The following is a 24,751-nucleotide window of genomic DNA, read 5'->3' as shown; positions in this document are numbered from 1 at the left end:
TGCATCGCACGGCCAAGGAACCGACCGGCAGCCCAAGGTCGACTGTGCAACCTCCAGCCGCCTCCGCATCTCCCCCGATGCCGCGTTCAGCGTGAACGACCGGACTGCCTTCATGGCCTTCACCTTCGTGACCGGCATGATCGGCGCACTCGAAAAAAACCGAACATCGGCACGCTGCGGTTCTTCGCCCCGCGCGAGGTTCTGGCCGATTACGGCACAATTCATTTGATGGAACCGGGCCTTGTTGCCATCGTGGTCATGCTGAAAGCGCCCAAGGGCGTCTGGGGCCTGATCCGCGACCGGTTCGACCTGGACCTGTTCCCCCTCAGCCACCGCGTGCGCAGGAAGGACTGACCATGGCCAAGCAAAAGACGATCATCACCTGCGCCGTGACGGGCGGCATCCACACGCCCACCATGTCCGACCACCTGCCCTATACCCATGACGATATCGCGCGGCAGGCGATCGAGGCGGCAGAGGCAGGCGCGGCAATCCTGCACCTGCACACCCGCGACAACAAAACCGGCCAGCCGGTGGTGGAACCCGAGGCTTATGCCGGCATCCTCGCCCGCGTGAAGCAATCGACCGATGCGGTGGTGAACATCACCACCGGCGGCAGCCCGCGCATGCTGATCGAGGACCGCATCAAGGCGGCAGAGACGTTCAGCCCCGAAATGTGCAGCCTCAACATGGGCTCGATGAATTTCGCCTTCCACCCGCTCGCCGACCGCTACGACAGCTTCAAGTTCGACTGGGAGGAGGAATACATCCGCGGGTCCGAGGCCAACATCTTCCGCAACACCTTCGCCGACATCCGCCTCGCCGCCGACCGGCTGAGGCCGCACAACGTGAAATTCGAACACGAGTGTTACGATGTCGGCCACCTCTACAACCTGAAATTCCTGATGGATCAGGGCATGTTCAAGGCGCCGGTCTTTTTGCAGTTCGTCATGGGCATCCTTGGCGGGATCGGCGCGGATATCGACAACCTCGTCTTCATGAAACGCACCGCCGACCGGCTGTTCGGCGACCAGTACCGCTGGTCCGTCCTCGGCGCGGGCGCGGCGCAGATGGGGCTGGCCACGGCGGCGACCCAGATGGGGGGGCACGTGCGTGTGGGGCTGGAGGATTCGCTCTTCATCCGGCGCGGGGAGCTTGCCACCTCGAACGCCCAGCAGGTCGAGAAGATCCGCCGCGTGATCGAGGACCTCGGCGCCGAAGTCGCCACGCCGGACGAGGCGCGCGAAATCCTCGACCTCAAGGGCGGCGACAGGGTGCAGTTCTGACATGCCGCAGATCACGCCACAGGATCCCGGCATCGCGGGCCTTTCGGGCCGGCACCTGTGGCACGCGCCCATGTCCTCGTGCTCCCAGCGCGTGCGCATCGCGCTGGCCGAAACGGGCGCGGACTGGCACAGCCACGTCATCAACCTTGGCCGCGACGAACATGCCAGCGCCGCCTACCAGGCGATCCACCCGCAAGGCCTTGTGCCCGCCTATGCCGAGGATGGCCGCCTGTTCATCGACAGCGTCGACATCATCGCCGAGGTCGCGCCGGACCTGGCGACCGACGGGATCGAGGACCTTCTGTCACTCGCCGATGCCGCGCAGGCCGACCTGAAACTGCTCAGCCACGAATTCCTCTTCCGCGCCCGCCCCGCACCGACCCCGGAAAAGGCCGAGGCGTTCCAGAAAGACCACCGCAACGCCACCCTCACCCGGTTCAAACGCGACTGGGCGGCGGGGTTCGCGCCCGAGCGGATCAACGCCGCCGTCGCCCGCACCGATGCAGGGTTCTGGACGCTGGAGGAACGCCTCTCCGACGGGCGCAGCTTCCTTGGTGGCGAAACGTTCTCCCTCGCCGACATCGCGTGGATGCCCAACCTGCACCGGATGCGCCTGATGGACTGGCCGTTTGGCCGCTACGCCCACCTGCCCGCATGGTTCGAACGCGTGACACGGCGCGAAAGCTTCACCTCGGGCCTGATGGACTGGCAGCCCGAAGGCGAACCCGCCCTCTTTGCCGCCTACACCGCCGAACGGCGCGCGGCGGGCAGCGACGTCACCTCGGTCCCGCATTTCCGGGGGCTTGGATGAACGTCCTCTGGATCATGTCCGACCAACTGCGCTGGGATTACCTCGGCTGCTATGGTGCGACGCATATCGACACGCCGAACCTCGACTGGCTGGCCAGCCGGGGCGTGCGGTTCGACCGCGCCTACGTGCAATCGCCGATCTGCGGGCCAAGCCGCATGTCGTTCTATACCGGGCGCTACGTGCGCAGCCATGGGGCTACGTGGAACGGCTTCCCCCTGCGCGTGGGCGAGCCGACGCTGGGCGACCACCTGCGGGAGGCGGGCGTGACCTGCGGCCTTGTCGGCAAGACCCACATGACGGCGGATATCGAGGGCATGCGCCGGCTGGGCATCGACCCCGCCAGCCCCACGGGCCGGTGTATCGCCGAAGGCGGGTTCGAGGTGTTCGTGCGCGACGACGGCACCAACCACAGCGCCTATCCCTCCCGCCACGCTGCCGATTACGACGCCTACCTGCGCGCCCACGGCATGGACGGCGACAACCCGTGGGAGGAATGGGCCAACACCGCCATCGACCCCGCCACGGGGGAGATGCGATCCGGCTGGGCGCTGGAGAACTCCCACCTGCCCGCCCGCGTGCCCAAGGAACATTCCGAAACCGCGTGGCTCACCACCCGCGGGATCGAGTATATCGAGGCGCAGGGCGACGCGCCGTGGCTCTGCCATCTCAGCTATATCAAGCCGCACTGGCCCTACCTTGCGCCTGCGCCCTACCACGCGATGTACGGCCCCGACGACATCCCGCCGCCCGTCCGCAGCGCGGCGGAACGCGAGACCGACCACCCGCTGATGCGGGCATGGCTGGGCGCGGCTTACGCGCAATCCTTCTCGCGCGACGCGGTGCGCGACCGGGTGGTGCCGGCCTATATGGGCCTCGTGAAAGAACTCGACGACCAGCTGGGGCGGCTGTTTGACCACCTGCGCGACAGCGGGCGGATGGACGACACGATGATCGTCTTCTGCTCGGACCACGGCGACAACCTCGGCGATCACTGGCTGGGGGAGAAGGACCTCTTCTACGACTGCTCCGCCCGCATCCCGCTGATCGTCGTTGACCCACGGGACGCCGCCGACACGACGCGCGGCACCGCCTGCGAGGCGCCGGTCGAAGGGATCGACCTGCCCGCGACCTTCCTCGACGCCTTCGGCATCGCGCCGAAACCGCATATCCTGGAAGGCCGCTCGCTGATGCCGTGGTTGCACGGGGAGGTGCCCGAATGGCGCGACTACGCCGTATCGGAGTACGACTATGCCACGCGAGAGGCGCGGACCGCGCTGGGGATCGACCAGCGCGATGCACGCCTCACCATGATCTTCGACGGACGCTGGAAATACATCCATTCCGAAGGCCACCGCCCGATGCTCTTCGACCTTGAAACCGACCCGGACGAACTGACCGACCTCGGCGGCGATCCGGCCCACGGCGACCAGATCGCGCGGCTGCGCGAGGCGCATTTCGACTGGGCCCGCCAGCACCATTCCCGCACCACCCTGCCCGCCGAACGGATCGAGGCGATGGCGCGCGGCAAGGAACCGCCGGGCATCTTCATCGGCCACTGGAACCGGTCAGAGGCCGAAGCCGAAGGCCGCCCGCTGCCCGACCACGTGACAGGATAGCAAAGGACAAAACAGGACCGGACCAACCGGACCGCAGACCAACCAAGGGAGGAACACATGAAAAACACACTGATCGCGGGCGCCATTGCCGCCCTGCTGGCCGCCACCGCGCAGGCCCAGACCGTGCTGACGGCGGAAACCGCCTCACCCAACACCGCGCCCGGCGTTTCGGTGATCTCGCTGTCCGAGGTCGCCTCGAAAGCCGGGATCGCCGACATCCAGGTCGCCACCGGCCAGACGCTGACCAACTCGGTCCAGAACGTCGCCGAGGGCAAGACCGACATCGCCGCCGCGCCCTTCATCCTGCCCTTCCTGCTGGCCCGCGCCGTCGGGCCCTATGGCAAGCTGACCAAGGAAGAAGGGGCGGAACTCGTCTCGAACCTCGCGGTACTCTATACCTACCGGATCTCGGTACAGGGGCTTTACGCCTTCGATTCCAGCGGCGTGAAAGGCTGGGACGACCTTGAAGGGCGCACCATCTACAACGGCCCGCCGCGCGGCGCGGCGCTGACGAATGCGCGCCTTCTGATCAAGCTGAACACCGGCATGGACGAAGGCGACGGCTATGACGGCGTTCAGGTGACATGGGGACAGGCGGTCAAGACGATCACCGATGGCTCGGCCGACGCCTTCGTGCTGCCCATGGCCTTCCCCGACGGGCGGATCACCGCCGCGCTCGCCTCGGGCGACATGACGATCTGGTCGGTGCCCAAGGCGACCTATGACAGCGAGGCGTTCCAGAACGTGGGCAAGCTGCCCGGCACCGTGCCGGTCACGCTGCCCATTGCCGACATGGGCTATGCCGAGGGCACCGTGACCATCGTGTCCGAAGACGACATGTTCCGCGGCCCCGGCACCGTGGGCGGCGAGGTCGTGAACAAGTCGATGGATTTCGACATGGCCAAGGCGCTGACGGCGGCCTTCATCGCGGGCCTCGACGACGTCTACCGCGCCAAGGCGCCGTTCATGCCCAACGCATGGCACGGCGAGACCGACATCGCCTTCACCGACATGTGCGGCGCCAACCCGGTCAAGTACCACCCCGGCGCCGTCGCCGCGTGGGAGGAAGCGGGCTACACCATCCCGGATTGCGCCAAATAAGCGCATCGCCGGGGCCGTCCCGACACGGCCCCGGCGCACGGCACAGAGACGCGTCCATATCGACAACCGGCGCAGGATCGAGGTGCCGCGCGACCACGTGCAAGGGCGCGCATTCGAGGCCCGCTCGAAATACCTCAAGCGCCCCGATCATTACACTGCGATGGTGGACAACCCGACAGCCACGCTGGCCGGAAATAACGGCCTAGCGCGCGGCGGTCCGGTCGGTGCTGCGCACGCGCGGCACCAGCGCCTTGACCAGCGTCTGCATGTTGACCTGCCCCAGTACCGCGCCGTCCTCGACCACGCGGTAGACATGGTTTGTGTCGCCATCCGACTGCGCGATCAGCCGTTCGAGGTTGCTGTCCGGTGACACGTCGCCGTCGAACGTATCGCGGTCGACCGGCTCCATGATCGACCGGACGCGCAGCACGCGGGCGCGGTTGATGTCGCTCACGAAGTCCTCGATATACGGGTCCGCCGGGGCCAGCAGGATACCCTGCGGCTCGCCCTGCTGCACCACCGCGCCATCCTTCAGGATCACGAGGTGATCGGCCAGCTTCAGCGCCTCGTCGAGGTCGTGGGTGATGAAGACGATGGTCTTCTGCAATTCCTTCTGCAATTCCAGCAGCAGGTCCTGCATGTCAGACCGGATCAGCGGGTCGAGCGCCGAAAAGGCCTCGTCCATCAGCATGATGTCGGTGTTGGCCGTCAGCGCCCGCGCGATGCCCACGCGCTGCTGCATGCCGCCTGACAATTGCGCGGGGTATTGCTGTTCGTTCCCGGCAAGCCCCACCCGCGCCAGCCAGCGCTTGGCATCTTCCGTCGTGCGCGCCGGGTCGTGCCCCTGCACCGACAAGGGCATCTCGGCGTTCTGCTGCACCGTCCGGTGCGGCAAGAGCGCGAATTTCTGGAACACCATCGACATGCGCTTCTGCCGCATCGCGCGCAGCTCCGCCGGGCCAAGGCGCATCACGTCCTGCCCGTCGATCAGGATCTCCCCGGCGGTCGGTTCGATCAGCCGGTTGAGGTGGCGGATCAGCGTCGACTTGCCCGACCCCGACAGCCCCATGATGACCGTGATCTCGCCCGCCGCCATGTCGACATTGATATCGCGCAGGCCCAGCACGTGACCGTGCCGGTCCAGCAGCGTGGCCTTGTCCATGCCGTTCTCGACAAGCGGCACCATCTCGGCCCCGCGGGGGCCGAAGATCTTGTAAAGGTTCCGGATCGCGACCTTGGCACTCATGTCTCAGTGCCCGCGCTGCTGGTCGACGCGGGCCAGCGCCGCCTTCGACACCCGGTCAAGGATCACGGCCAGCAGCACGATCCCCAGCCCCGCGACGATCCCCACACCCAGTTCAAGGTTGCGGATGCCTCGCAGGACCAGCACGCCCAGCCCCGGCGCCGACACGAGCGAGGCGATGACGACCATCGCAAGGCTCATCATGATCGTCTGGTTCACGCCGGCCATGATGTTCGGCAGCGCCAGCGGCAACTCCACCCGGCTCAGCTTCTGCCACGCGTTCATGCCGAAGGCATTCGCGGCCTCCACCACGTCCTTGTCGACAAGGCGGATGCCCAGGTCGGTCAGCCGGATCACCGGCACGATGGCATAGAGGATGATCGCGATCCCGTAGAGTTTCGATTCCGTGACCGAGAACAGGAAGATCAGCGGGATCAGGTAGACGAAGGTCGGCAGCGTCTGCAACAGATCGAGGATCGGCACGATCAGCCGCTGCGCGGTGTTCGATTTCGACATGCCGATGCCTATGGGCACCCCGAACAGCACCGACAGCCCGGTACAGACGAACACGATGGCGAGCGTCTGCATCGCCACGTCGTAATGGTCGATCACCGCGAAGAAGACGAGCACCGCCGCCACGAAGGCCGTCACCGCCTTCGACCGGCTGACGAGGTAGGACAAGAGCAGCAGCGCCGGGATCATGATCCACCACGGCGTGCCCTCGGCCACCCACAACGCGCCGTCCAGCATCCAGCTCAGCGGTTGCGTGATCGGGTCCAGCACCAACTTCAACTCGGGCCGGATGTCGAGAAAGCCGCGCTCCAGCCCCTCGGTCACGTCGCGGGTCTGGCCGATGCGGTGGCAGGCCTCGTGCAGCACGTCGAGCGACGGGAACGGCAGCACCGGCCCTTCGGCCCCCGCATCGCCGCCCTGCGTCTGCGCCAGAAGCTGCGCCATGGACATCGGACCGTCGGTCTTGTCCGCGTCGCACCAGTCGCGCAATCCCAGCGCGTCGAAGAAGGATTCGTATGCTGCCATGAGGGTCGTCTTCGTCCTGAACGGGGCCGCCCGCGCGCGGCGCGCGGCCCCGTCGGGTCTGCGTTACTTCAAGAGCGCGGCAAGCTTGCCGCGGGCTTCGTCGTTCAGCCAGTCACCCCAGACGTCCTTGTAATTGGTCAGGAAATACACCGCCGCCTCTTCGTAGGACGCGCCGTTGGCTTCCTGCCATGCGAGGATCTCGTTCATCTGCTCGTTGGTGAAGGACAGGTTCTTCATCAACTCGGCCACTTCCGGCTCCCGCTCGACAAAGGCGCTGGTCGCGGTGGTGACGACGTCGGCACGCGGGTAATCCGACAGGCCCGGCGTCGCGCAGTTCTCGTCCGCATTGCAGGTGTGGGTCGCCTCGTCATAAGGCGCGGTTTCCACCTTCACCATCGGGTAGCTGCCCAGCACGCTGGTCGGCGCCCAGTAGTATCCGAACCACGGCTCTTTCGCCTCGTAGGCCGCCGCGATCGAGGTCGCCAGCGTCTCGCCCGACCCGTGCTGGAACCGCTCCAGCCCCGCCGCCTCGGCGTCGGCCGCCTTGAGGTTGTTGAGGTTCGTCACGTCACAGCCCCAGCCCGCCGGGCAATCGTGGAACCGGCCACCCACGGCAGCGGGGTTCGCCAGCACGCCCTCGATGGTCGCAAGCTCGGGATTGGCGTCGGCCAGGTATTTCGGGATCCACCAGCCCTCGACCCCGCCATCGGACAGGACCTTGGACAACTCGATGACCTTGCCCTCGTCCTTCAGCTCGAAATAGACCGGGGTATAGATCGTCCACAGCTCGGTCACGATGTCGGGCTTGCCGGTCTCGGCCAACGACGCGATGGCGGGCACCGTGGTCGTCGGCACGGTCTGCACCGTGCAGCCATATCCCTGTTCCATCAGGAACTTGGCGACATAGGTGACCACCGCGGACGAGGCCCAGTCCATCTCGGAAATGGACACTTCCCCGCAATCGGCAGCCGCCACCGACCCGACCGAGGCGCTGGCCGCAAGCGCGGATGCAAAGACCCAGTTTTTCATCTTTTCTGTCTCCCTGTTTGGCGCGGTCCCCACTCTCCCTGTGGCGCGCGCGTCGGATGGACCGACGGCACCGTCCGGGGACCCTGACGGGTACCATGGCCGGGCGCATCCGCTTTGTCGAACGGATTCCGCAGAGAACCGCCCGCCCCGTGTCGCCCGCGGGCTTGACAGCACGGCCCGCGCGGGTCCAGCGATTGGGGTATCACCTGCCCGCGCCGGAGACCCGCATGACCGCCCTGCCCGATGCCGCCCGCCTCGCCGCGATCCGCTCCGGATACGACCCGGACCCGTCCCGCTCGCTGTCGCTGCGCAAGGACGCCTACACCCAGGCCGACTGGTTCGCCGCCGACCGCGCGGGCATCCTCGCGCGCAGCTGGCAATGGGTCTGCCATGTCGAGAAACTGCGCAAGCCGGGCGCCTTCGTCACGGCCGAGATCGCGGGCCACCCCGTCGCCATCGTCCGCGACCGGTCGGGTACGCTGCGTGCCTTCTACAACGTCTGCAAGCACCGCGCCCACGAACTGCTGTCGGGCGAAGGCGAGACGACGCGCATCATGTGCCCCTACCACGCATGGACCTACGCGCTGGACGGCCAGCTTGTCCGCGCCCCGCATACCGAGAACCTCGACGGGTTCGACGCGCGCGACATCTGCCTCGACGCCGTGCAGGTGGAGGAATTCTGCGGCTTCATCTACGTCAACCTCGACCCCTCCGCCCCGTCGCTCGCCGACCAGAGCGGCGATCTGCAGACCGAGATCCGCCACTGGGCCCCCGACATCGACGCGCTCACCTTCGGCCACCGCCTGACCTATGACATCCGGTCGAACTGGAAGAACGTCGTCGACAACTTCCTCGAATGCTACCACTGCCCCACCGCGCACAAGGATTTCTGCGACCTTGTCGACATGGACACCTACAAGGTCACGACCCACGGCATCTATTCCTCGCACATGGCCGATGCAGGGAAAGGCGCGAACTCGGCCTACGACGTGTCGAACGCCACGGTGCGCACCCATGCCGTCTGGTGGCTCTGGCCCACGACCTGCCTGATGCGCTATCCCGGCCGGTCCTCGATGATCGTGCTCAACATCATCCCCGTCGGTCCCGACCGGACGCTGGAAACCTATGACTTCTTCCTTGAAACGCCCGAACCCGACGCGATGGAACTGGACGCCATCCGCTACCTCGACGAGGTGTTGCAGGTCGAGGATATCGGGCTGGTCGAGTCGGTGCAGCGCGGCATGGAAACACCCGCCTTCACGCAAGGCCGCATCGTCAACGACCCCGACGGGTCGGGCAAATCCGAACACGCCGTGCACCATTTCCACGGGCTGGTGCTGGATGCCTATGCGCGGCTGGACGCCGCGCAAGCGGCGGAATGACCGCATCCCTCTTCCCCGGCTTCACCGAAGAGCGCATCCCCTGCGGTGCGGTCACGCTGTTCGTCCGCCACAACGCCGCGCCCGACCGGCCCGCGCTTCTCCTGCTGCACGGCTACCCGCAGACCTCGGCCATGTGGCACGGCGTGGCACCCCTTTTGGCAGACCGGTTTCACGTCATCTGCCCCGACCTGCGCGGCTATGGACGGTCGGACAAGCCCGCCTCCGCCCCCGACCATGCGCCTTATTCCAAGCGCGCGATGGCGGATGACTTTGCAGCACTTCTCGACCATTTCGGCCACGACAGCGCATGGGTCGGCGCGCATGACCGGGGCGCGCGGGTGGCGCATCGCATGGCGCTCGACCATTCGGGCCGCGTGCGGGCGCTGGTCCTGCTCGACATCGCGCCCACGCGCGAGATGTACGCCAACACGTCCACCACCTTCGCCCGCGCCTACTGGCACTGGTACTTCCTGACCCAGCCCGCGCCCTTCCCCGAAACCATGATCGGCCACGATCCGCGCGCCTTCTGGCTGGGCAAATGCATCCGGCAGGCGGGCAGCACCGGCACCGGCCCCTTCCACCCCGACGCGAAGGATGAATACCTGCGCTGCTTCGACGACCCGGCCGCGATCCATGCCAGTTGCGAGGATTACCGCGCCGCCGCCACCATCGACATCGCCCATGACGACGTCGACGGGGGACGCAAGGTCTCCCAACCCCTGCTCGCCCTCTGGGCGCGGCGCGGCGTGATCGAACGCGCCTTCGACCCGCTTTCGCTCTGGCGGTCGCGCGCCGACGACGTGACCGGCAAGGCGCTCGACGCCTCCCACTACATGGCCGAGGAAATCCCGTCCGAGATCGCCCTACACATGACCCGCTTCTTCACGGCGCGGGCCTGAGGGATCTTCGCTGTCAGGGGGCCGGATTTAAGGGGATGGCGGAGGCTCAGGGATTCGAACCCTGGGGACGCTTTCACGCCCGCCGGTTTTCAAGACCGGTGCATTCGACCACTCTGCCAAACCTCCGCTGGTCGCTGGCGATACTAGCCCGCAAGCGATTCTAAAAGGTCACAGCCGACGAAAATCTGCCCATCCGGTCTCAGGTACTTCCCAGAAAGCGCAGAAATCGCTACACTTCCCGTCAATGAGCACCCGCGCGCCTCGCGCAGCGGAGGCCGAGCAGTACCAACGAAGACAAGAAAAACGCGTCCGCGACCACGCGGGCAATACAGGCAAGAGGCAGATAGTCACCATGTCAGACACGCGTGTTCAGGGGCGCTTCCCGCGCCGGAGCCGGATGTTCGCCGTGCCGCTCCTCGCGGCATCGCTCGCACTCACCGCCTGTGCCGAAGGGCAGGGCTTCTCGTTCAAGAACCTCAAGCGCGACGGCGCCGGTGCCAGCGCCGATGGTGATGTCGTCACCGCCAACCGCTCCATCAAGCTGATCGAACGCGATGTCGAAGTCCCCGATGTCTTCCAGGCGACCGAGGCCGGGCTTTGGGACGGGCGTCCCTCCCTTGGCGGCGTCTGGGTCGCGCATCCCGACGTGGCCGAGCCCGAGCGGGTCATCATCCGCAATTCCAAGAATTCCAAGTTCGTGATCGGGGCCCTGTTCCGCCGCGAACGCGAAGCCCCCGGCCCCCGCCTGCAGGTCTCGTCCGATGCCGCGGCGGCGCTCGGCATGCTCGCGGGCCAGCCGATGAACCTCAACGTGACCGCGCTCCGGCGCGAGGAAGTGGCCGATGACGTGGCGCCCGCGCCCGACACGACCGCCGCTTCCCTCACCAAACCGGCCGAGATCGCAACCGGCACGCTCGACCCCGTGGCCGACGTCGCCGCCCGCGCGCTCGACGAAACCCCGGTGATCGAGGCCGCCGCCTCCGCCGACGCCGTGGCACCCGCCGCGCCGGTCACCTCGGCCCTGTCGAAACCCTACGTGCAGGTCGGCATCTTCTCGATCGAGAAGAACGCCCGCAACACCGCCAGCACGCTCTCGGGCCTCGGCATCGTGCCCACGGTCAAGAAGCAAAGCGCCAAGGGCAAGACCTTCTGGCGCGTCGTCGCCGGCCCCGCCACGACGCAGTCTGAACTGGCCGACATCCTGAAAAAGGTGAAGGCCAAGGGCTTTACCGACGCCTACGCCGTGTCGAACTGACGCCGCGCGCCATGACAGATGCACGAAACGGGGCCCGCGCGGCCCCGTTTTCACGTCCCGAGTCTCGCACATGATCGCGCAAGACGCCCGCGCCCTCTACGTCGTGGACGTGACCGCGGGCCGCATCCTTTGGGATCGGGACGCGCACCGCCCCCTGCCGCCCGCGTCGATGTCGAAACTGATGACCCTCACGCTTGCCGGGGAAGCCCTGCGCGCGGGCCGCATCGACGCACGCACCCCGGTTACCATCTCCGACCACGCCGCATCACGCGGGGGTGCCACGCTTGCCCTTCAACCGGGCGAACAGATACCGTTCATCGACCTCATGCACGGCGCGGGCGTCCTGTCGGCCAACGACGCCGCCACCGCCTTGGCCGAAACGCTCTCGCCCGACGGCACCGAGGCCGGGTTTGCCCGCGCCATGACCATCCGAGCCGCAGAACTCGGCCTCACCCGTTCGGCGTTTGACAATGCCAGCGGCCTGCCCTCGCCCGGCCAGATGATGTCGATGCGCGACCTCGTGGCGCTGGCCCACCACCTGCGCCGCTCTGACCCCGCCACCGCGCGCCTTTGTGCCAAGCCTTCGTACACCTTCGATGGCCGCGCTCTCGCCCACACCCGCAACCGCAACCCGCTGCTGCAGGACGTGGCGGGCGCGGACGGGATGAAGACGGGGTTCACCCGCGCATCGGGGCACGGCCTGACCGGCTCTGTCACCCGCGACGGGCGCGAGATCCTCTTTGCCATGACCGGCCTGCGCACCGAAAGCGCGCGCCGCGACACCGCCCGTGCGCTTGTCGACTGGGCCTTCGCACGACCGAACACGCCCGCACCGGACCATGAGGCATGGCGCGACGATGCACCGCCACCAGCCGACCTCTCCACCCTCACGCCCACGCCGTACCTTCAGGTCGGCGTCTTCGGGGTGGAACAGAATGCGCGGAACTCCGCCCGCCGCCTCGGCGAGGCGGGGCTCGAAACCACCGTTAATAATCGGGGATCGGCGGGAAAACCGCTCTGGTCCGTGACCGTCGGTCCGCTGCTCACGCGAACGGGACTTGCCGATGCCTTGAATTTGGTGAACTCCGGGGGCTTTACTGACGCATATCCCGTAGCCTACCCCGACTGACGAGGACCGACATGCCAAGACTGCTGACACGGGCCATTGCCGCCCTGTCCCTTCTGATCGCGCTCGCCGCCTCCGCGGCCGCCTTCGAAACCCGCGCCAAGGCCGCCTTCGTGCTCGACCAGTCCACCGGCACGGTGCTTCTGAACAAGAACGCCGACGAACCGCTGCCGCCTGCATCCATGTCGAAACTGATGACGCTCTACGTCGCGTTCGAGGCGATTCGCGATGGCCGCCTGTCGCTCGACGAAAAGCTGCCCGTGTCGCAGCACGCGATGGATTACGGCGGCTCGACCATGTTCCTCAACACCCGTGACCGCGTGAAGGTCGAGGACCTGATCCGCGGCATCGTCGTCTTGTCGGGCAACGACGCCTCCGCCGTCATCGCCGAGGCGCTCAGCCCCGACGGGACCGAGGCCGGGTTCGCCCGCTTCATGACCCAGCGCGCGCAGCAACTGGGCATGACCAATTCCTCTTTCCGCAACTCCAACGGCTGGCCCGCCACCGGACATTTCATGTCGATGCGCGACCTTGCGCTGCTGGCCAACCGGCTGATCCTCGATTTCCCGCAATTCTACCCGATGTTCTCGGAACGGGAGTTCCTGTTCGACGGGCGCGCGCCGCAGAACAAGAACAACCGCAACCCGCTTCTGGGCCTCGGCATCGGTGCCGACGGGCTCAAGACCGGGCATACGCAAGAGGCGGGATACGGCCTTGTCGGGTCCGCCAAGCAGGGCGACCGGCGCGTGGTCTTCGTCATCTCGGGGCTGGACAGCGAACGCGCCCGCGCCGAGGAATCCGAAGCCATCGTCAACTGGGCCTTCCGCCAGTTCGCCGAAAAGGACGTGGTCGCCGCCGGCCAGCGCGTGGCCGAGGCCGAGGTCTGGATGGGCGACCAGCCCTCCGTCGGGCTGGTGCCGCACGAAAACGTGCGCCTGCTGCTGCCGGTTCTGGGCGGCGACAAAGTCGAGGCCGAGGTTGTCTACGAAGGCCCGCTGTCGGCCCCCATCCGGCGCGGCGACCCGGTCGCGGTGCTGCTGATCAAGCCGCAGGGCCTGCCGGAACAGAAAATCCCCCTTGTGGCCGAGGCGGACGTGGCCCATGCCGGGTTCATGCAACGCATCACCACCGTGGGCCAGGTCGTGCTCGACCGCCTGCGCGAAGGCAACGAGGGCGCATTTTGACGAAAAAGACCGGCCTCTTCGTCAGTTTCGAAGGGATCGACGGGTCAGGCAAATCCACGCAGGCGCGGCGTCTGGCCGACACCCTGCGCGCGATGGGCCATACCGTCGACCTGACACGCGAACCGGGCGGCTCTCCGGGGGCCGAGGAAATCCGCGCGCTCGTGCTGCAGGGCGATCCCGACCGCTGGTCGCCCGAGACCGAGATCCTGCTCTTCACCGCCGCCCGCCGCGACCACATGGAGCGGCGCATCCTGCCGGCGCTGGCGGCGGGCCAGGTGGTGATCTGCGACCGCTTCGCCGACAGCACGCGTCTTTACCAGGGCGCGTCGCGCGGGGATCGCCGGGTGCTGGTCGACGCGCTGCACGACCTGATGATCGGCCGCGAACCCGACCTCACCATCCTGATCGACATGGATCCCGCAACCGGCCTCGCCCGTGCCAAGGGGCGGCAGGGAGACGAGGAGAGGTTCGAGGATTTCGGCCTCGACCTGCAACGCACCATGCGCGACGGCTTTCTCGAACTCGCCGCCGCAGCACCCGAACGGTTCCGCGTCATCGATGGCCGCGCGGATGAAGACAGCGTGGCCGCCGCGGTGCTGGACGCCGTGCGCCCCGCCTTGCCATAAGGCTCCCATGGCCGAGCCCGAGCTTTACGAACCCGACCGCATCGACGGCGCCCCGCATCCCCGCGAAACCGCCCGCCTTTTCGGGCAGGACGCGGCAGAGGCGGCGTTTCTCGACGCGCTGGGATCGGGCCGGCTGCACCACGGCTGGCTGCTGACCGGGCCGCAGGGCGTCGGCAAGGCGACGCTCGCATGGAAGATCGCGGCCCACCTGATCGCCAACCCGCCCGACGATGGCGGCGGGCTCTTCGGTGCGCCCGAACCCGCCACGTCGCTCGACCTGCCACCCGACCACCCCGTCCTGCGCCGCATCCTCGCCGGGTCGGAACCCAGCCTCAAACTGGTGCGCCCGACCGTCAACGAAAAGACCGGCCGCCCCCGGACCGAGATCGTGGTCGAGGACGTGCGCGACCTCGCCGGGTTCTTCCACCTGTCCGCGACCGAGGGCGGGCGGCGGGTCGTCATCGTCGACAGCGCCGATCTCTTGAACACCTCCGCTGCCAACGCGCTCCTGAAAATGCTCGAAGAGCCGCCCGCGAACGCCGTCCTGCTGCTGATCTCGCACGCGCCCTCGCGGCTTCTGCCCACGATCCGCTCGCGCTGCCGCACCCTGCGCCTTGCGCCGCTCGGCCCCGATGACATGGCCCGCGCGCTCGACCAGGCCGAGGTCACGGTGGACAACCCCGTGGCCGTGGCGGAATTGTCGGGCGGATCGGTCGGCACCGCGATCCGCCTGATCGACGGTGGCGGGCTCGACCTTTACGCGGCCATCGTCAAGCTCGCGGGCACCCTGCCCCGCATCGATCGCCGTCAGGCGCTGGCACTGGCCGATCACGTCGCCCAGCGCGGGAAAGAGGCGCGGTTCGACATGTTCCTGGACATGATGGACCTGTTCCTCGCCCGCCTCGCGCGCACCGGGGCGGCGGGTATCCCGCCCGCGCAGCAGGCCGCACCGGGAGAGGCGACGCTGATGGTCCGCCTTGCGCCCGATGCCGCCTCGGGCCGGGCATGGGCGCAGCTTGCCCAGACACAGGGCGCGCGCCTGCGTCACGGGCGCGCGGTGAACCTTGACCCCGCCGCGCTGGTGCTGGATACGCTTCTGAAACTCCAGGACCCGAACCGGGCGCTGACATGACCCTGCCACTCCTGACCGACAGCCACTGCCACATCGATTTCCCCGATTTCGACGGCGAGCATGCCGCGCTCGTTGCGCGCGCGGCGGATGCGGGCGTGCACCGCATGGTCACCATCTGCACCAAACTGCGGCTCGAACCGCAGGTCCGCGCACTGGCCGAGGCGCACGGCCCCGTCTTCTATGCCGCGGGCACCCATCCGATGAGCGCGGCGTCAGAACCGATGGCGACCGTCGACCAGATGATCGCGCTGGCCCGCCACCCCAAGATGGTGGGAATTGGCGAGACCGGGCTCGATTATCACTACACCGCCGACAGCGCCGAGGTGCAGAAGGAAAGCCTGCACCTCCACATCACCGCCGCGCAGGAAACCGGGCTGCCGCTCATCATCCATGCGCGCGACGCCGATGACGACATGGCGGCAATCCTCACGCAGCGCTTCAGGGAACGCGCCTACGCTTGCGTCATGCACTGCTTTTCCTCGGGGGCAGAGCTTGCCCGCGCCGCGCTCGACCTCGATTTCTACCTGTCGATGTCCGGCATCGCCGCCTTCCCCAAAAGCCAAGCCCTGCGCGACATCTTCGCCGCCGCTCCGCTTGACCGCATCCTTGTCGAAACCGACAGCCCCTACCTCGCGCCGCCGCCCTATCGCGGCAAGCGCAACGAACCGGCCTATGTCGCGCACACCGCCGCCAAGGGGGCCGAGATCTTCGACATGTCGCTCGAAGACTTCGCCGCCGCGACCGAGGCCAATTTCGACCGGCTCTTTTCCAAGGCCGCCGACTGGGCGCAAGCCGCCTGATGGCCGAGTTCCGCTTCACCATCCTCGGATGCGGGTCATCCGGCGGCGTGCCCCGCCTTGGCGGTCACTGGGGCGATTGCGACCCCGCCAACCCCAAGAACCGCCGCACCCGCTGCTCCATGCTGGTGGAACGGGTCACGGACACGGGCACCACCCGCGTCCTGATCGACACCTCGCCCGACATGCGCGCGCAACTCCTCGACGCGGGCGTGGGAGAGCTGGACGCCGTCGTCTACACCCACCAGCACGCCGATCACGTGCACGGGCTGGACGATCTGCGCATGATTGTTTTCAACATGCGCCGCCGCCTGCCCGTCTGGGCCGATGGCGACACGCAGGATGACCTGATCTCGCGCTTCGGCTACGCCTTCGTGCAGCCCAAGGGCTCGGCCTACCCGCCGATCCTCGACCTGCACACCATCGACGGCCCGTTCGAGATCGACGGCGCGGGCGGGGCGATCCCCTTCACCCCCTTCGACGTGGACCATTCCACCATCGGCTGCCTCGGCTTCCGCATCGGCGGGCTGGCCTACGTGCCCGACGTGTCCGAGATCCCCGAGGCCTCTTGGACGCACCTGCGCGACCTCGACATCTGGGTGGTGGACGCGCTCCGCCGCGATCCGCACCCGACGCACGCGCATCTTGCCAAGACGCTCGGCTGGATCGCCGATGCCGCGCCCGCGCGTGCGGTCCTGACCAACATGCATATCGACCTCGATTACGACACCGTCCTGAACGAGACGCCCGCGCATGTGGAACCCGCCCATGACGGGCTGGTCCTGACCCTTCCCGCCGACTGACCCGATGGGCGCGCTTCTCCAGGTCGTGCTGCCCGTCTTCCTGGTGATCGGTTTCGGCTATGTCGCCCGCGCGCGCGGCATCATCTCGGACGCGGTGACCGACGGGCTGATGACCTTCGCCCAGAAATTCGCGATCCCCTGCCTGCTGTTCCGCGCCGTGTCGGACCTTGCCGTGCGCGACTTCGTCAACCTGCCGCTCCTGGGCGGGTATTATGCCGGGGCGCTGCTGATCTTCGCCACCGGCTTTGCCATGGCGCGGCTGGTCTTCGGGCGCGGGACCGAGGACGCGGTGGCGATCGGGTTCGTCTGCCTCTTCGCCAATTCGGTGCTTCTGGGCCTGCCCATATCGGAGCGCGCCTTCGGGGCGGCGAGCCTCACGCCCAACTTCACCATCATCGCCTTCCACGCGCCCTTCTGCTATGGCGTCGGCATCACCTGCATGGAAGTGCTTCGCGCCCGTGGCGCGCCCGGCCCCGAGCAGCTGCGCCGCATCCTCAAGGCGATGTTTTCCAACGCGATCATACTCGGCATCACCGCCGGCCTGATCGTCAGCGTCACCGGCCTGCCCGTGCCTGCCGTGGTGAACGACGCGGCCGACATGCTGGGCCGCGCCGCCCTGCCCGCGGCACTCTTCGGTCTGGGTGGCATCCTCGTGCGCTACCGCCCCGAAGGCGACATGCCCACGATCCTCGCCGTCTGCGCCGTGTCGCTTGTGCTGCACCCCGCCCTGACCTTTGGCATCACCACCACCATCGGCCTGCCGGTCGGAGAGCTGCGCGCCGCCGTCCTCACCGCCGCCATGCCGCCCGGCGTGAACGCGTTCCTCTTTGCCACGATGTATGCCCGCGCCCAGCGCGTCGCCGCGTCCTCGGTCCTGATCGCGACGGGGGCGTCGGTCGTGTCGGTCTGGCTGTGGCTCTTGGTCCTGCCCTAGGGCTGCAGCATCCCCTTGCCGTCGAACCGCGCCTCGTCGGTTCCCAGGTCGTCATAGGTGATCCGCACCGCGACCTCTTTCACCGACCCGCCCGCATGGGCGATATAGGGCAACCCGTCCTCGGGCAGGATCGCGTTCGGCGCGGACGTGTCGTCATGGCAGGCGGGCATCGGCCAGTCCTCGAACGCGCCGCCATTGATCGCCACCTCGATCCGCAAAAGCCCGCAGCGCCACGACCACAGATGCGTGACATAGACAAGGTCCTGCCCGTTGAAGTCGCGCACCGCGATCCAGTTCGCGCGGGTCGCGTTCAGGATCGGGCGCACCTCGGTCGCGGTCAGGAACCGGCCCGTGGGCGTCTGGTCCTCGGCCTCCAGCGTCACGCCGCCTTCGGGCGCCTGCACGGCGGCTTCGACCACCGCCGTGTCGGCGGGTTCCGCACCGACCCCGGAAAAGGACAAAAGAACGAGGATCAGGTGCAGCATGGTTAACCCCTTCGCCATCTTCCCCGTGCATCACCCTTGGGTTGCCTGGGACATTCGGATATGTCTTGGACAATAACACGAAACCGGGCAGACGGGACAACATGGCCAAGATCGAGGGCGAACCGCGCCCCTTCAACGTCGCGATCGTCGCGCAATCGGGGCGGCTGCAATACGAAGCCGTGCTGTTCGCCGCCTCGTTCCGGCGCGCCTGCCCGCGCTTTGCCGGCAAGCTGCTCGTGGCCGAACCGCAACCCGGCCCGCGCTGGCCCGGCAATCCCGGCATCTCGAACCGCGACGTCCGCGCGCTTCTGACCGAACTGGGAGCCGAATTCGTGCCCTTCGAGTCGCGCCATTTCGGCGCCGAATACCCCTATGGCAACAAGATCGAGATGTTGCAGGCCCTGCCCGAGGGCGAGCCCTTCGTGTTCTTCGACACCGACACGCTGGTCACCGGCGACCTGCGCGACGTGCCCTTCGATTTCGACCGCCCCACCGCGTCCATGCGGCGCGAGGGCACGTGGCCGGTGAAAGAGCTGTACGGCCCCGGCCCGACCGCCACGTGGAAGTCGCTCTACGACCGGTTCGGGCTCGATTTCGAAAGCTCGCTCGACACCTCGCATCCCGACGAATACTGGCAGCGCTATCTCTACTTCAACGCCGGGTTCTTCTTCTTCCGCTGCCCCCACGAGTTTGGCACCCGGTTCCTCGACTACGCCCTGTCGATCCGCAACGACCCGCCCGAAGAGCTGGTCTGCCAGCCGCTCGACCCGTGGCTCGACCAGGTGGCACTGCCGCTGGTGATCCACTCCTTCGGCGGCGGGCGCGATACGCTGCCCGCAGGCCTGCTCGACGGGTCGGTGACCTGCCATTACCGCGTGCTGCCGCTGCTATACGCGCGGGAGGCCGACGCGGTGGTCGAAACGCTGGAGTCAGTGGCCGAGCCGCACAAGATCAAGCGCGTGCTCAAGCAGTACGAGCCGATGAAGCGGATGATCTACCAGGGGCGCGGCCAGAAGGTGCGCGCCCTTTTCGACCGCGACGACCTGCCCCGCCGCGAACAGGCCATCCGCAACCGCATCAAGCGCGAAGGTTTCTGGATGCGGTAGGGGCTGCGCGCCTGCGCGGACTCAAGGCCGCAGGCCGCTGCCCCCGCGCGGAATCAAGGCCGCAGGCCGCCGCGCTTCGACGGGCCGCCCCCCGGCACGTCGATTTGGCTGGTCTTGGCGTAGCGCTTGGGCGTCACGCGGACATGGCAACGATAAATCGCTCAGCAGACCCGATGGTTCGACGCACCACGGCCCGTCTGCACCCGTCTCTACATCAACAAAAGGGAAACATCACACACCCCACGCCCGCGCGGAATCAAGGGCTTTAGCCCGCCGCGCATCGACGGGCCGCCCGCACGGCACGTCGATTTGGCGGGTCTTGGCGCATCGCTGGGGCATTACGCGGACTTGGCAAGGATAAACCGCTCAGCACTCCCGTCGGATCGACGCACCGCGGCCCGTTTGCAATCGGTTCACCAACGAGCAATCCGAACCTTCGCGCGCTCCGCCCCCGCGCGGAATCAAGGCCGCAGGCCGCCGCGCTTCGACGGGCCGCCCGCACGGCACGTCGAACTGGCTGGGGTTGGCACACCACCGATGCGGCGCAAGGACTTGGCTGGCATAAAGGAAGAAGCACACCCGTCGGTTCGACGCACCGCGGCCCGTCCGCACCCCGGTCACTTACGGCGAGCAGCCGCCCCGCAAGCCTTGGAACAATACTTCACCTCGTCCCAGACCTTCTCCCACTTCTTCCGCCACTCGAACGGACGCCCGCAGGTCACGCAGACCTTCACGGGCTTCGGCGCGCGCTTGCTCTCGCGTCTCACAGGCCGAGGTCCATCTGCCGCCCATCCCTCTTCGCCGCCCGCTTGCGCGGCGCGCGGTCGTTGACGAAATGGCGATCCTTGCGCGAGGCATGCTTGCGCACCACCTCGTCGGCCTCGGCGCGGAACTCGGGCCCGCGCCGCACCGCCCAGATCCTGCCGCGCGCCTCCCGCGCCGCCTCGACCACGTCGACAACGGGCGGCGGATAGGCGAGGCCCTCGGCCTCCTCCCACCCCCACGGCGCCTGCAGGTACTTGTCGGGTACCTCCGCCAGCTCCGGCACCCAACGGCGGGTGAACACGCCCGTCGGATCCTGGTCGCCGCCCTGCTTCACCGGGTTGTAGATGCGCAGCGTGTTGATCCCCGTCGTGCCCGATTGCATCTGCGTCTGCGCCCAGTGGATGCCCGGTTCGTAATCGGTGAACACCCGCGCAAGGTGCAGGCCCGTCTGCCGCCAGTCGAGCCACAGGTGATAGGACGCGAACGCCATCAGCATCGACCGCATCCTGAAATTCAGCCAGCCGGTTGCCGAGACATACCGCATGCAGGCATCGACGAAGGGCACCCCCGTCTCTCCGGCACACCACGCCCGCAACCGCTCCGGATCGGTCCCGCGCAACCCGTCATAGCCCGAATGCATGTTGCGCCGGTCCAGATCGGGCATGTCTTCGAGCTTCTGAACAAAGTGATCCCGCCATGCGAGCCGCGCCTGGAACGACTTGAGCGATCCGGCCCAGCCCCGCCCCGGCCCTTCTGCCTGCCGCGCGGCGGTGGCCTGCACGACCTCCCGCCCGCTGAGGCAGCCGAACGCCAGGTACGGCGACAGGCGCGAACAGGCCCATTCCCCTTCGACGGGAGAGGACATGGCCGACCGGTACGTCTTCCCCCTCTCGGTCAGGAACCCGCCCAACAGCGACAGCCCCTGCTGCCGCCCGCCCACCTGCCGCTCGGGGCAGTGATCGAGCAGGCCAAGGTCGGGCCACGGGTCCGACGGTGCGTCGACCCACGTGAGGCCCGACGGCACTTCCACCTGCTCCCGCGCCATGAACCGGTTGCGCTGCGCCGCCCACGTGTCACGAGTGTTCAGACGCCGCACGACGCCCGTCTGCTGCACCTCGTCCCACGCGACGCCCGCGCTTTTCGCCCAATCGGCCACGCGCCGGTCGCGGTCATAGGTCCAGAGCGTCCCGGTCTCCTGATGGCTCACCAGATGCGCGATGCCGTGGTCGCGGTGCAAAGCGTCCAGCACCTCCACCGCTTCGCCCACCTGCACGACCAGCTTCCCGCCGATCCCGGCCAGCGCCCCTGCCAGATCGCCCAGCGCCTCGCGCACGAAATCCCATTGCCGGCCCGAGGCATCGGGTTCGGCCCAGAGGCCCGGCTCCACGATGTAAAGCGCCAGCACCGGCCGGCCCAGATCCGCCGCCCGCGCCAGTGCCGGATGGTCGGCAATCCGCAGATCGCGCTTGAACCAGAGAACCGTGATACCGCCCGACATTGAAGCGCCTCCTTTCCCGCACTAGGACATAAGCCAGAACCGAGAACGCGCCAGCCGGACGAAAGGACGCAAACCGCATGAAGGACGCCGCCCCGCAAGAGACGATCCACCTGTCCGAATACACGCCCTTCGGCTTCCTGATCGACGCGGTCCACCTCACCTTCGACCTCTCGCCCAACGCCACCCGCGTCAAAAGCCGGATCGACTTCCGCCCCAACCCCGACGCGACCGACAGCACCTTCTTCCTGCATGGCGAGAAACTGACCCTGATCGAGGCAAGGATCGACGGCACCCCCGTCACGCCCGACATCACCGACACCGGCCTCACCTGCACCGTCCCCGACGCGCCTTTCACGTGGGAGGCCGAGGTCGAAATCGACCCGGCGAACAACACCGCGCTCGAAGGGCTCTACATGTCGGGCGGCATGTATTGCACGCAATGCGAGGCCGAGGGCTTTCGCAAGATCACTTATTACCCCGACCGCCCCGACGTGATGGCCACCTTCACGGTGCGCATCAATTCCAACATGCCGGTGCTTCTGTCGAACGGCAACCCGGCGGGCGAAGGGGACGGCTGGGCCGAATGGCACGACCCGTGGCCGAAACCGGCCTACCTGTTCGCGCTGGTCGCGGGCCACCTCGTCAACCACCCCGACCACTTCACCACCGCCTCGGGCCGCGAGGTCACGCTCAACATCTGGGTGCGCGAGGGCGACGCCCACAAATGCGCCTTCGGGATGGAGGCGCTGAAACGCTCGATGACGTGGGACGAAGAGGTCTATGGCCGCGAATACGATCTCGACGTCTTCAACATCGTGGCGGTCGACGACTTCAACATGGGCGCGATGGAGAACAAGGGGCTGAACATCTTCAACTCCGCCGCCGTGCTCGCCTCGCCCGAAACCGCGACCGACGGCAATTTCGAACGGATCGAGGCAATCATCGCCCACGAATACTTCCACAACTGGACCGGCAACCGCATCACCTGCCGCGACTGGTTCCAGCTGTGCCTGAAGGAAGGGCTGACCGTCTTCCGCGACGCGCAGTTCACCGCCGACATGCGCAGCGCTCCGGTCAAGCGGATCGGCGACGTGATCGACCTGCGCGCGCGGCAATTCCCCGAAGACCAGGGCCCGCTCAGCCACCCCGTCCGCCCCGACCGGTACCAGGAGATCAACAACTTCTACACCGCGACCGTCTACGAAAAGGGGGCCGAGGTGATCAGCATGCTCAAACGGCTGGTGGGGGACGACGCGTACAAGAACGCGCTCGACCTCTATTTCGACCGCCACGACGGGCAGGCCTGCACGATCGAGGACTGGCTGCAGGTGTTCGAGGACGCCACCGAGCGGGATCTCACGCAGTTCAAACGCTGGTACACCCAGTCGGGCACCCCGCACCTGACGGTCGCCGAAGACTGGGCGGACGGCACCTATACGCTCACTTTCACGCAATCGACGCCGCCCGACGCCAACCAGTCAGACAAGCTGCCGCAGGTCCTGCCCATCGCCGTGGGCCTTCTGTCACCCAACGGTGACGAGACCGTGCCCACCACGCTTCTTGAGATGACCGAGGCCACCCAGTCCTTCACCTTCGACGGGCTCTCCTCGCGGCCCGTGCCCTCGATCCTGCGGGATTTCTCGGCGCCCGTCGTGCTGGATCGGGAGAGCAGCGCCTCCGAACAGGCGTTCCTCCTGGCGCATGACACCGACCCGTTCACCCGCTGGGACGCGGGCCGCAACCTCGCGCGCGACACGCTGATCGCGATGGTCACCGAAGGGGCCGCACCGCAGGGCGCCTATCTCGACGGGCTCGCGGCGGTCCTGCGCGACACCTCTCTCGACCCCGCCTACCGCGCCCTGATCCTCGCGCTGCCCTCGGCCTCGGAACTGGCGCAGGCGCTCGACGCGCGCGGCACGGTGCCCGACCCCGACGCGATCCATGACGCGCAGGAAACCCTGCGCCAGACGCTGGCGGAAAAGCTGCAGGACGCGCTGCCGGGGCTTTACGCCGCGCACCAGGTCGACGGCCCCTACAGCCCCGACGCGGCCTCTGCCGGGCACCGGTCGCTTGCCAACGCGGTCCTGTCGCTCATCACCCGGCTCGACAGCGGCGCGCAGGCGCAGACACAGTTCGACGGGGCCGACAACATGACCCAGCAACTCGCCGCCTTCGGCTGCCTGTTGCAGGCCAAACGGGGCGAGGATGCCATCGCCGCCTTCTACGACCAGTGGCAGGCCGACCGGCTGGTGATCGACAAGTGGTTCTCGATGCAGGTGATCTTCGCCGCGCCCGATGCCGCGGCCTCCACCGCGGCGGCGCTGACCCGGCACCCCGATTTCGACGTGAAGAACCCCAACCGCTTCCGCGCCACGCTGGGCGGGCTTGCCATGAACCACGCGGGCTTCCACCGCGCCGACGGCTCGGGCTATGCGCTCTTGGCGGACTGGCTCATCACGCTCGATGACCTCAACCCCCAGACCACCGCCCGCATGTGCGCCGCGTTCCAGACATGGGCGCGCTATGACGAGGGCCGCAAGGCCCATGCCCGCGCGCAGATGGAGCGCATCCTCGCCAAGCCGGACCTGTCGCGCGACACGTCCGAAATGATCACCCGCATCCTGAAGGCCTGACA

At 67.5% G+C, this 24,751-nt stretch carries 23 protein-coding genes and 1 tRNA gene; 17 read left to right on the top strand and 7 right to left on the bottom strand.

Annotation, left to right across the window (positions count from 1 at the left end; translation table 11 throughout):
- Positions 1 to 228 precede the first annotated feature (228 nt).
- The 5 genes from ATO11_RS22450 to ATO11_RS00180 are packed head-to-tail and all read left to right on the top strand — an operon-like array spanning position 229 to position 4,814.
- Positions 229 to 354, top strand: coding sequence for a hypothetical protein (locus ATO11_RS22450; RefSeq protein ID WP_278044272.1), 126 nt, complete (start codon positions 229 to 231; stop codon positions 352 to 354).
- Positions 355 to 356: 2 nt separating this feature from the next.
- Positions 357 to 1,286: a 3,5-dioxohexanoate:acetyl-CoA acetone transferase gene (kce, locus tag ATO11_RS00195; protein WP_050528828.1), complete on the top strand. Its 930-nt coding sequence runs from the start codon at positions 357 to 359 to the stop codon at positions 1,284 to 1,286.
- A gap of 1 nt (position 1,287) precedes the next feature.
- Positions 1,288 to 2,097, top strand: coding sequence for a glutathione S-transferase family protein (locus ATO11_RS00190; protein WP_050528827.1), 810 nt, complete (start codon positions 1,288 to 1,290; stop codon positions 2,095 to 2,097).
- Positions 2,094 to 3,713 carry an alkaline phosphatase family protein gene (locus ATO11_RS00185; RefSeq protein WP_050528826.1) on the top strand — a complete coding sequence of 540 codons (1,620 nt, stop codon included), beginning with the start codon at positions 2,094 to 2,096 and terminating at the stop codon, positions 3,711 to 3,713. Before ATO11_RS00190 ends, ATO11_RS00185 begins: the two co-directional genes overlap by 4 nt.
- A 57-nt stretch (positions 3,714 to 3,770) precedes the next feature.
- Positions 3,771 to 4,814 (top strand): TAXI family TRAP transporter solute-binding subunit, encoded by a 1,044-nt coding sequence (locus tag ATO11_RS00180; RefSeq protein WP_050528825.1) that lies wholly within the window; start codon positions 3,771 to 3,773, stop codon positions 4,812 to 4,814.
- A gap of 202 nt (positions 4,815 to 5,016) precedes the next feature.
- Here ATO11_RS00180 and ATO11_RS00175 read toward each other — a convergent pair whose 3' ends face one another.
- The 3 genes from ATO11_RS00175 to ATO11_RS00165 all read right to left on the bottom strand — a co-directional run bounded on the left by ATO11_RS00175 (position 5,017) and on the right by ATO11_RS00165 (position 8,124).
- Complete coding sequence (locus ATO11_RS00175; RefSeq protein ID WP_050528824.1) at positions 5,017 to 6,060, bottom strand: quaternary amine ABC transporter ATP-binding protein; 1,044 nt, start codon at positions 6,058 to 6,060, stop codon at positions 5,017 to 5,019.
- A gap of 3 nt (positions 6,061 to 6,063) precedes the next feature.
- Positions 6,064 to 7,095 carry an ABC transporter permease gene (locus tag ATO11_RS00170; RefSeq protein ID WP_050528823.1) on the bottom strand — a complete coding sequence of 344 codons (1,032 nt, stop codon included), beginning with the start codon at positions 7,093 to 7,095 and terminating at the stop codon, positions 6,064 to 6,066.
- A gap of 63 nt (positions 7,096 to 7,158) precedes the next feature.
- Positions 7,159 to 8,124 carry a glycine betaine ABC transporter substrate-binding protein gene (locus tag ATO11_RS00165; protein ID WP_082176066.1) on the bottom strand — a complete coding sequence of 322 codons (966 nt, stop codon included), beginning with the start codon at positions 8,122 to 8,124 and terminating at the stop codon, positions 7,159 to 7,161.
- Between the two features lie 227 nt (positions 8,125 to 8,351).
- Here ATO11_RS00165 and ATO11_RS00160 point away from each other — a divergent pair, with 227 nt between their 5' ends.
- Both ATO11_RS00160 and ATO11_RS00155 read left to right on the top strand, forming a co-directional pair.
- Entirely contained in the window at positions 8,352 to 9,506 is a 1,155-nt protein-coding gene (locus tag ATO11_RS00160) for an aromatic ring-hydroxylating oxygenase subunit alpha (protein ID WP_050528821.1), read from the top strand.
- Positions 9,503 to 10,405: an alpha/beta hydrolase gene (locus tag ATO11_RS00155; protein ID WP_050528820.1), complete on the top strand. Its 903-nt coding sequence runs from the start codon at positions 9,503 to 9,505 to the stop codon at positions 10,403 to 10,405. Before ATO11_RS00160 ends, ATO11_RS00155 begins: the two co-directional genes overlap by 4 nt.
- A gap of 36 nt (positions 10,406 to 10,441) precedes the next feature.
- Here ATO11_RS00155 and ATO11_RS00150 read toward each other — a convergent pair.
- Positions 10,442 to 10,531, bottom strand: a tRNA-Ser gene (locus ATO11_RS00150).
- 226 nt (positions 10,532 to 10,757) lie between these two features.
- Between ATO11_RS00150 and ATO11_RS00145 the strand changes: the two genes are divergently transcribed.
- The 8 genes from ATO11_RS00145 (at position 10,758) to ATO11_RS00110 (ending at position 18,262) form a co-directional block, all read left to right on the top strand.
- Entirely contained in the window at positions 10,758 to 11,660 is a 903-nt protein-coding gene (locus tag ATO11_RS00145; protein WP_082176065.1) for an SPOR domain-containing protein, read from the top strand.
- Positions 11,661 to 11,730: 70 nt separating this feature from the next.
- The gene (locus ATO11_RS00140; protein WP_050528818.1) at positions 11,731 to 12,789 is read left to right on the top strand and encodes a D-alanyl-D-alanine carboxypeptidase; all 1,059 of its coding nucleotides are present in this window, start codon (positions 11,731 to 11,733) and stop codon (positions 12,787 to 12,789) included.
- An 11-nt stretch (positions 12,790 to 12,800) separates the two neighbouring features.
- Positions 12,801 to 13,970 (top strand): D-alanyl-D-alanine carboxypeptidase family protein, encoded by a 1,170-nt coding sequence (locus ATO11_RS00135; RefSeq protein ID WP_050528817.1) that lies wholly within the window; start codon positions 12,801 to 12,803, stop codon positions 13,968 to 13,970.
- A complete protein-coding gene (gene tmk / locus ATO11_RS00130; RefSeq protein WP_207382924.1) occupies positions 13,967 to 14,596 on the top strand; it encodes a dTMP kinase in 630 nt (209 codons plus the stop codon). Before ATO11_RS00135 ends, tmk begins: the two co-directional genes overlap by 4 nt.
- A 7-nt stretch (positions 14,597 to 14,603) precedes the next feature.
- The gene (locus ATO11_RS00125; protein ID WP_050528815.1) at positions 14,604 to 15,728 is read left to right on the top strand and encodes a DNA polymerase III subunit delta'; all 1,125 of its coding nucleotides are present in this window, start codon (positions 14,604 to 14,606) and stop codon (positions 15,726 to 15,728) included.
- Positions 15,725 to 16,528, top strand: a complete 804-nt coding sequence (locus ATO11_RS00120; protein WP_050528814.1) for a TatD family hydrolase — start codon at positions 15,725 to 15,727, stop codon at positions 16,526 to 16,528. Before ATO11_RS00125 ends, ATO11_RS00120 begins: the two co-directional genes overlap by 4 nt.
- Complete coding sequence (locus ATO11_RS00115) at positions 16,528 to 17,328, top strand: MBL fold metallo-hydrolase (RefSeq protein WP_050528813.1); 801 nt, start codon at positions 16,528 to 16,530, stop codon at positions 17,326 to 17,328. Before ATO11_RS00120 ends, ATO11_RS00115 begins: the two co-directional genes overlap by 1 nt.
- Positions 17,329 to 17,332: 4 nt before the next feature.
- A complete protein-coding gene (locus ATO11_RS00110; RefSeq protein WP_050528812.1) occupies positions 17,333 to 18,262 on the top strand; it encodes an AEC family transporter in 930 nt (309 codons plus the stop codon).
- Here the strand turns inward: ATO11_RS00110 and ATO11_RS00105 are convergent.
- Entirely contained in the window at positions 18,259 to 18,747 is a 489-nt protein-coding gene (locus tag ATO11_RS00105; RefSeq protein ID WP_050528811.1) for a hypothetical protein, read from the bottom strand. The genes ATO11_RS00110 and ATO11_RS00105 overlap by 4 nt on opposite strands.
- Positions 18,748 to 18,848: 101 nt before the next feature.
- Here ATO11_RS00105 and ATO11_RS00100 point away from each other — a divergent pair, with 101 nt between their 5' ends.
- Entirely contained in the window at positions 18,849 to 19,853 is a 1,005-nt protein-coding gene (locus tag ATO11_RS00100) for a hypothetical protein (protein WP_050528810.1), read from the top strand.
- A 617-nt stretch (positions 19,854 to 20,470) separates the two neighbouring features.
- Here ATO11_RS00100 and ATO11_RS21080 read toward each other — a convergent pair.
- Both ATO11_RS21080 and ATO11_RS00095 read right to left on the bottom strand, forming a co-directional pair.
- Positions 20,471 to 20,620: a DUF2256 domain-containing protein gene (locus ATO11_RS21080; RefSeq protein WP_082176063.1), complete on the bottom strand. Its 150-nt coding sequence runs from the start codon at positions 20,618 to 20,620 to the stop codon at positions 20,471 to 20,473.
- Entirely contained in the window at positions 20,617 to 22,116 is a 1,500-nt protein-coding gene (locus ATO11_RS00095) for an FAD-binding domain-containing protein (protein WP_050528809.1), read from the bottom strand. The genes ATO11_RS21080 and ATO11_RS00095 overlap by 4 nt, the downstream gene beginning before the upstream one ends.
- Before the next feature lie 77 nt (positions 22,117 to 22,193).
- Here ATO11_RS00095 and pepN point away from each other — a divergent pair, with 77 nt between their 5' ends.
- On the top strand, positions 22,194 to 24,749 hold the full coding sequence (gene pepN / locus ATO11_RS00090; RefSeq protein WP_050528808.1) for an aminopeptidase N: 2,556 nt from the start codon (positions 22,194 to 22,196) through the stop codon (positions 24,747 to 24,749).
- The last annotated feature ends 2 nt before the right edge of the window (positions 24,750 to 24,751 follow it).

The organism is Pseudaestuariivita atlantica (genome assembly GCF_001205715.1).
GTDB lineage: Bacteria > Pseudomonadota > Alphaproteobacteria > Rhodobacterales > Rhodobacteraceae > Pseudaestuariivita > Pseudaestuariivita atlantica.
The sequence above is the reverse complement of the archived record's forward strand: the minus strand, read 5'-3'. Positions and strand labels throughout refer to the sequence as shown.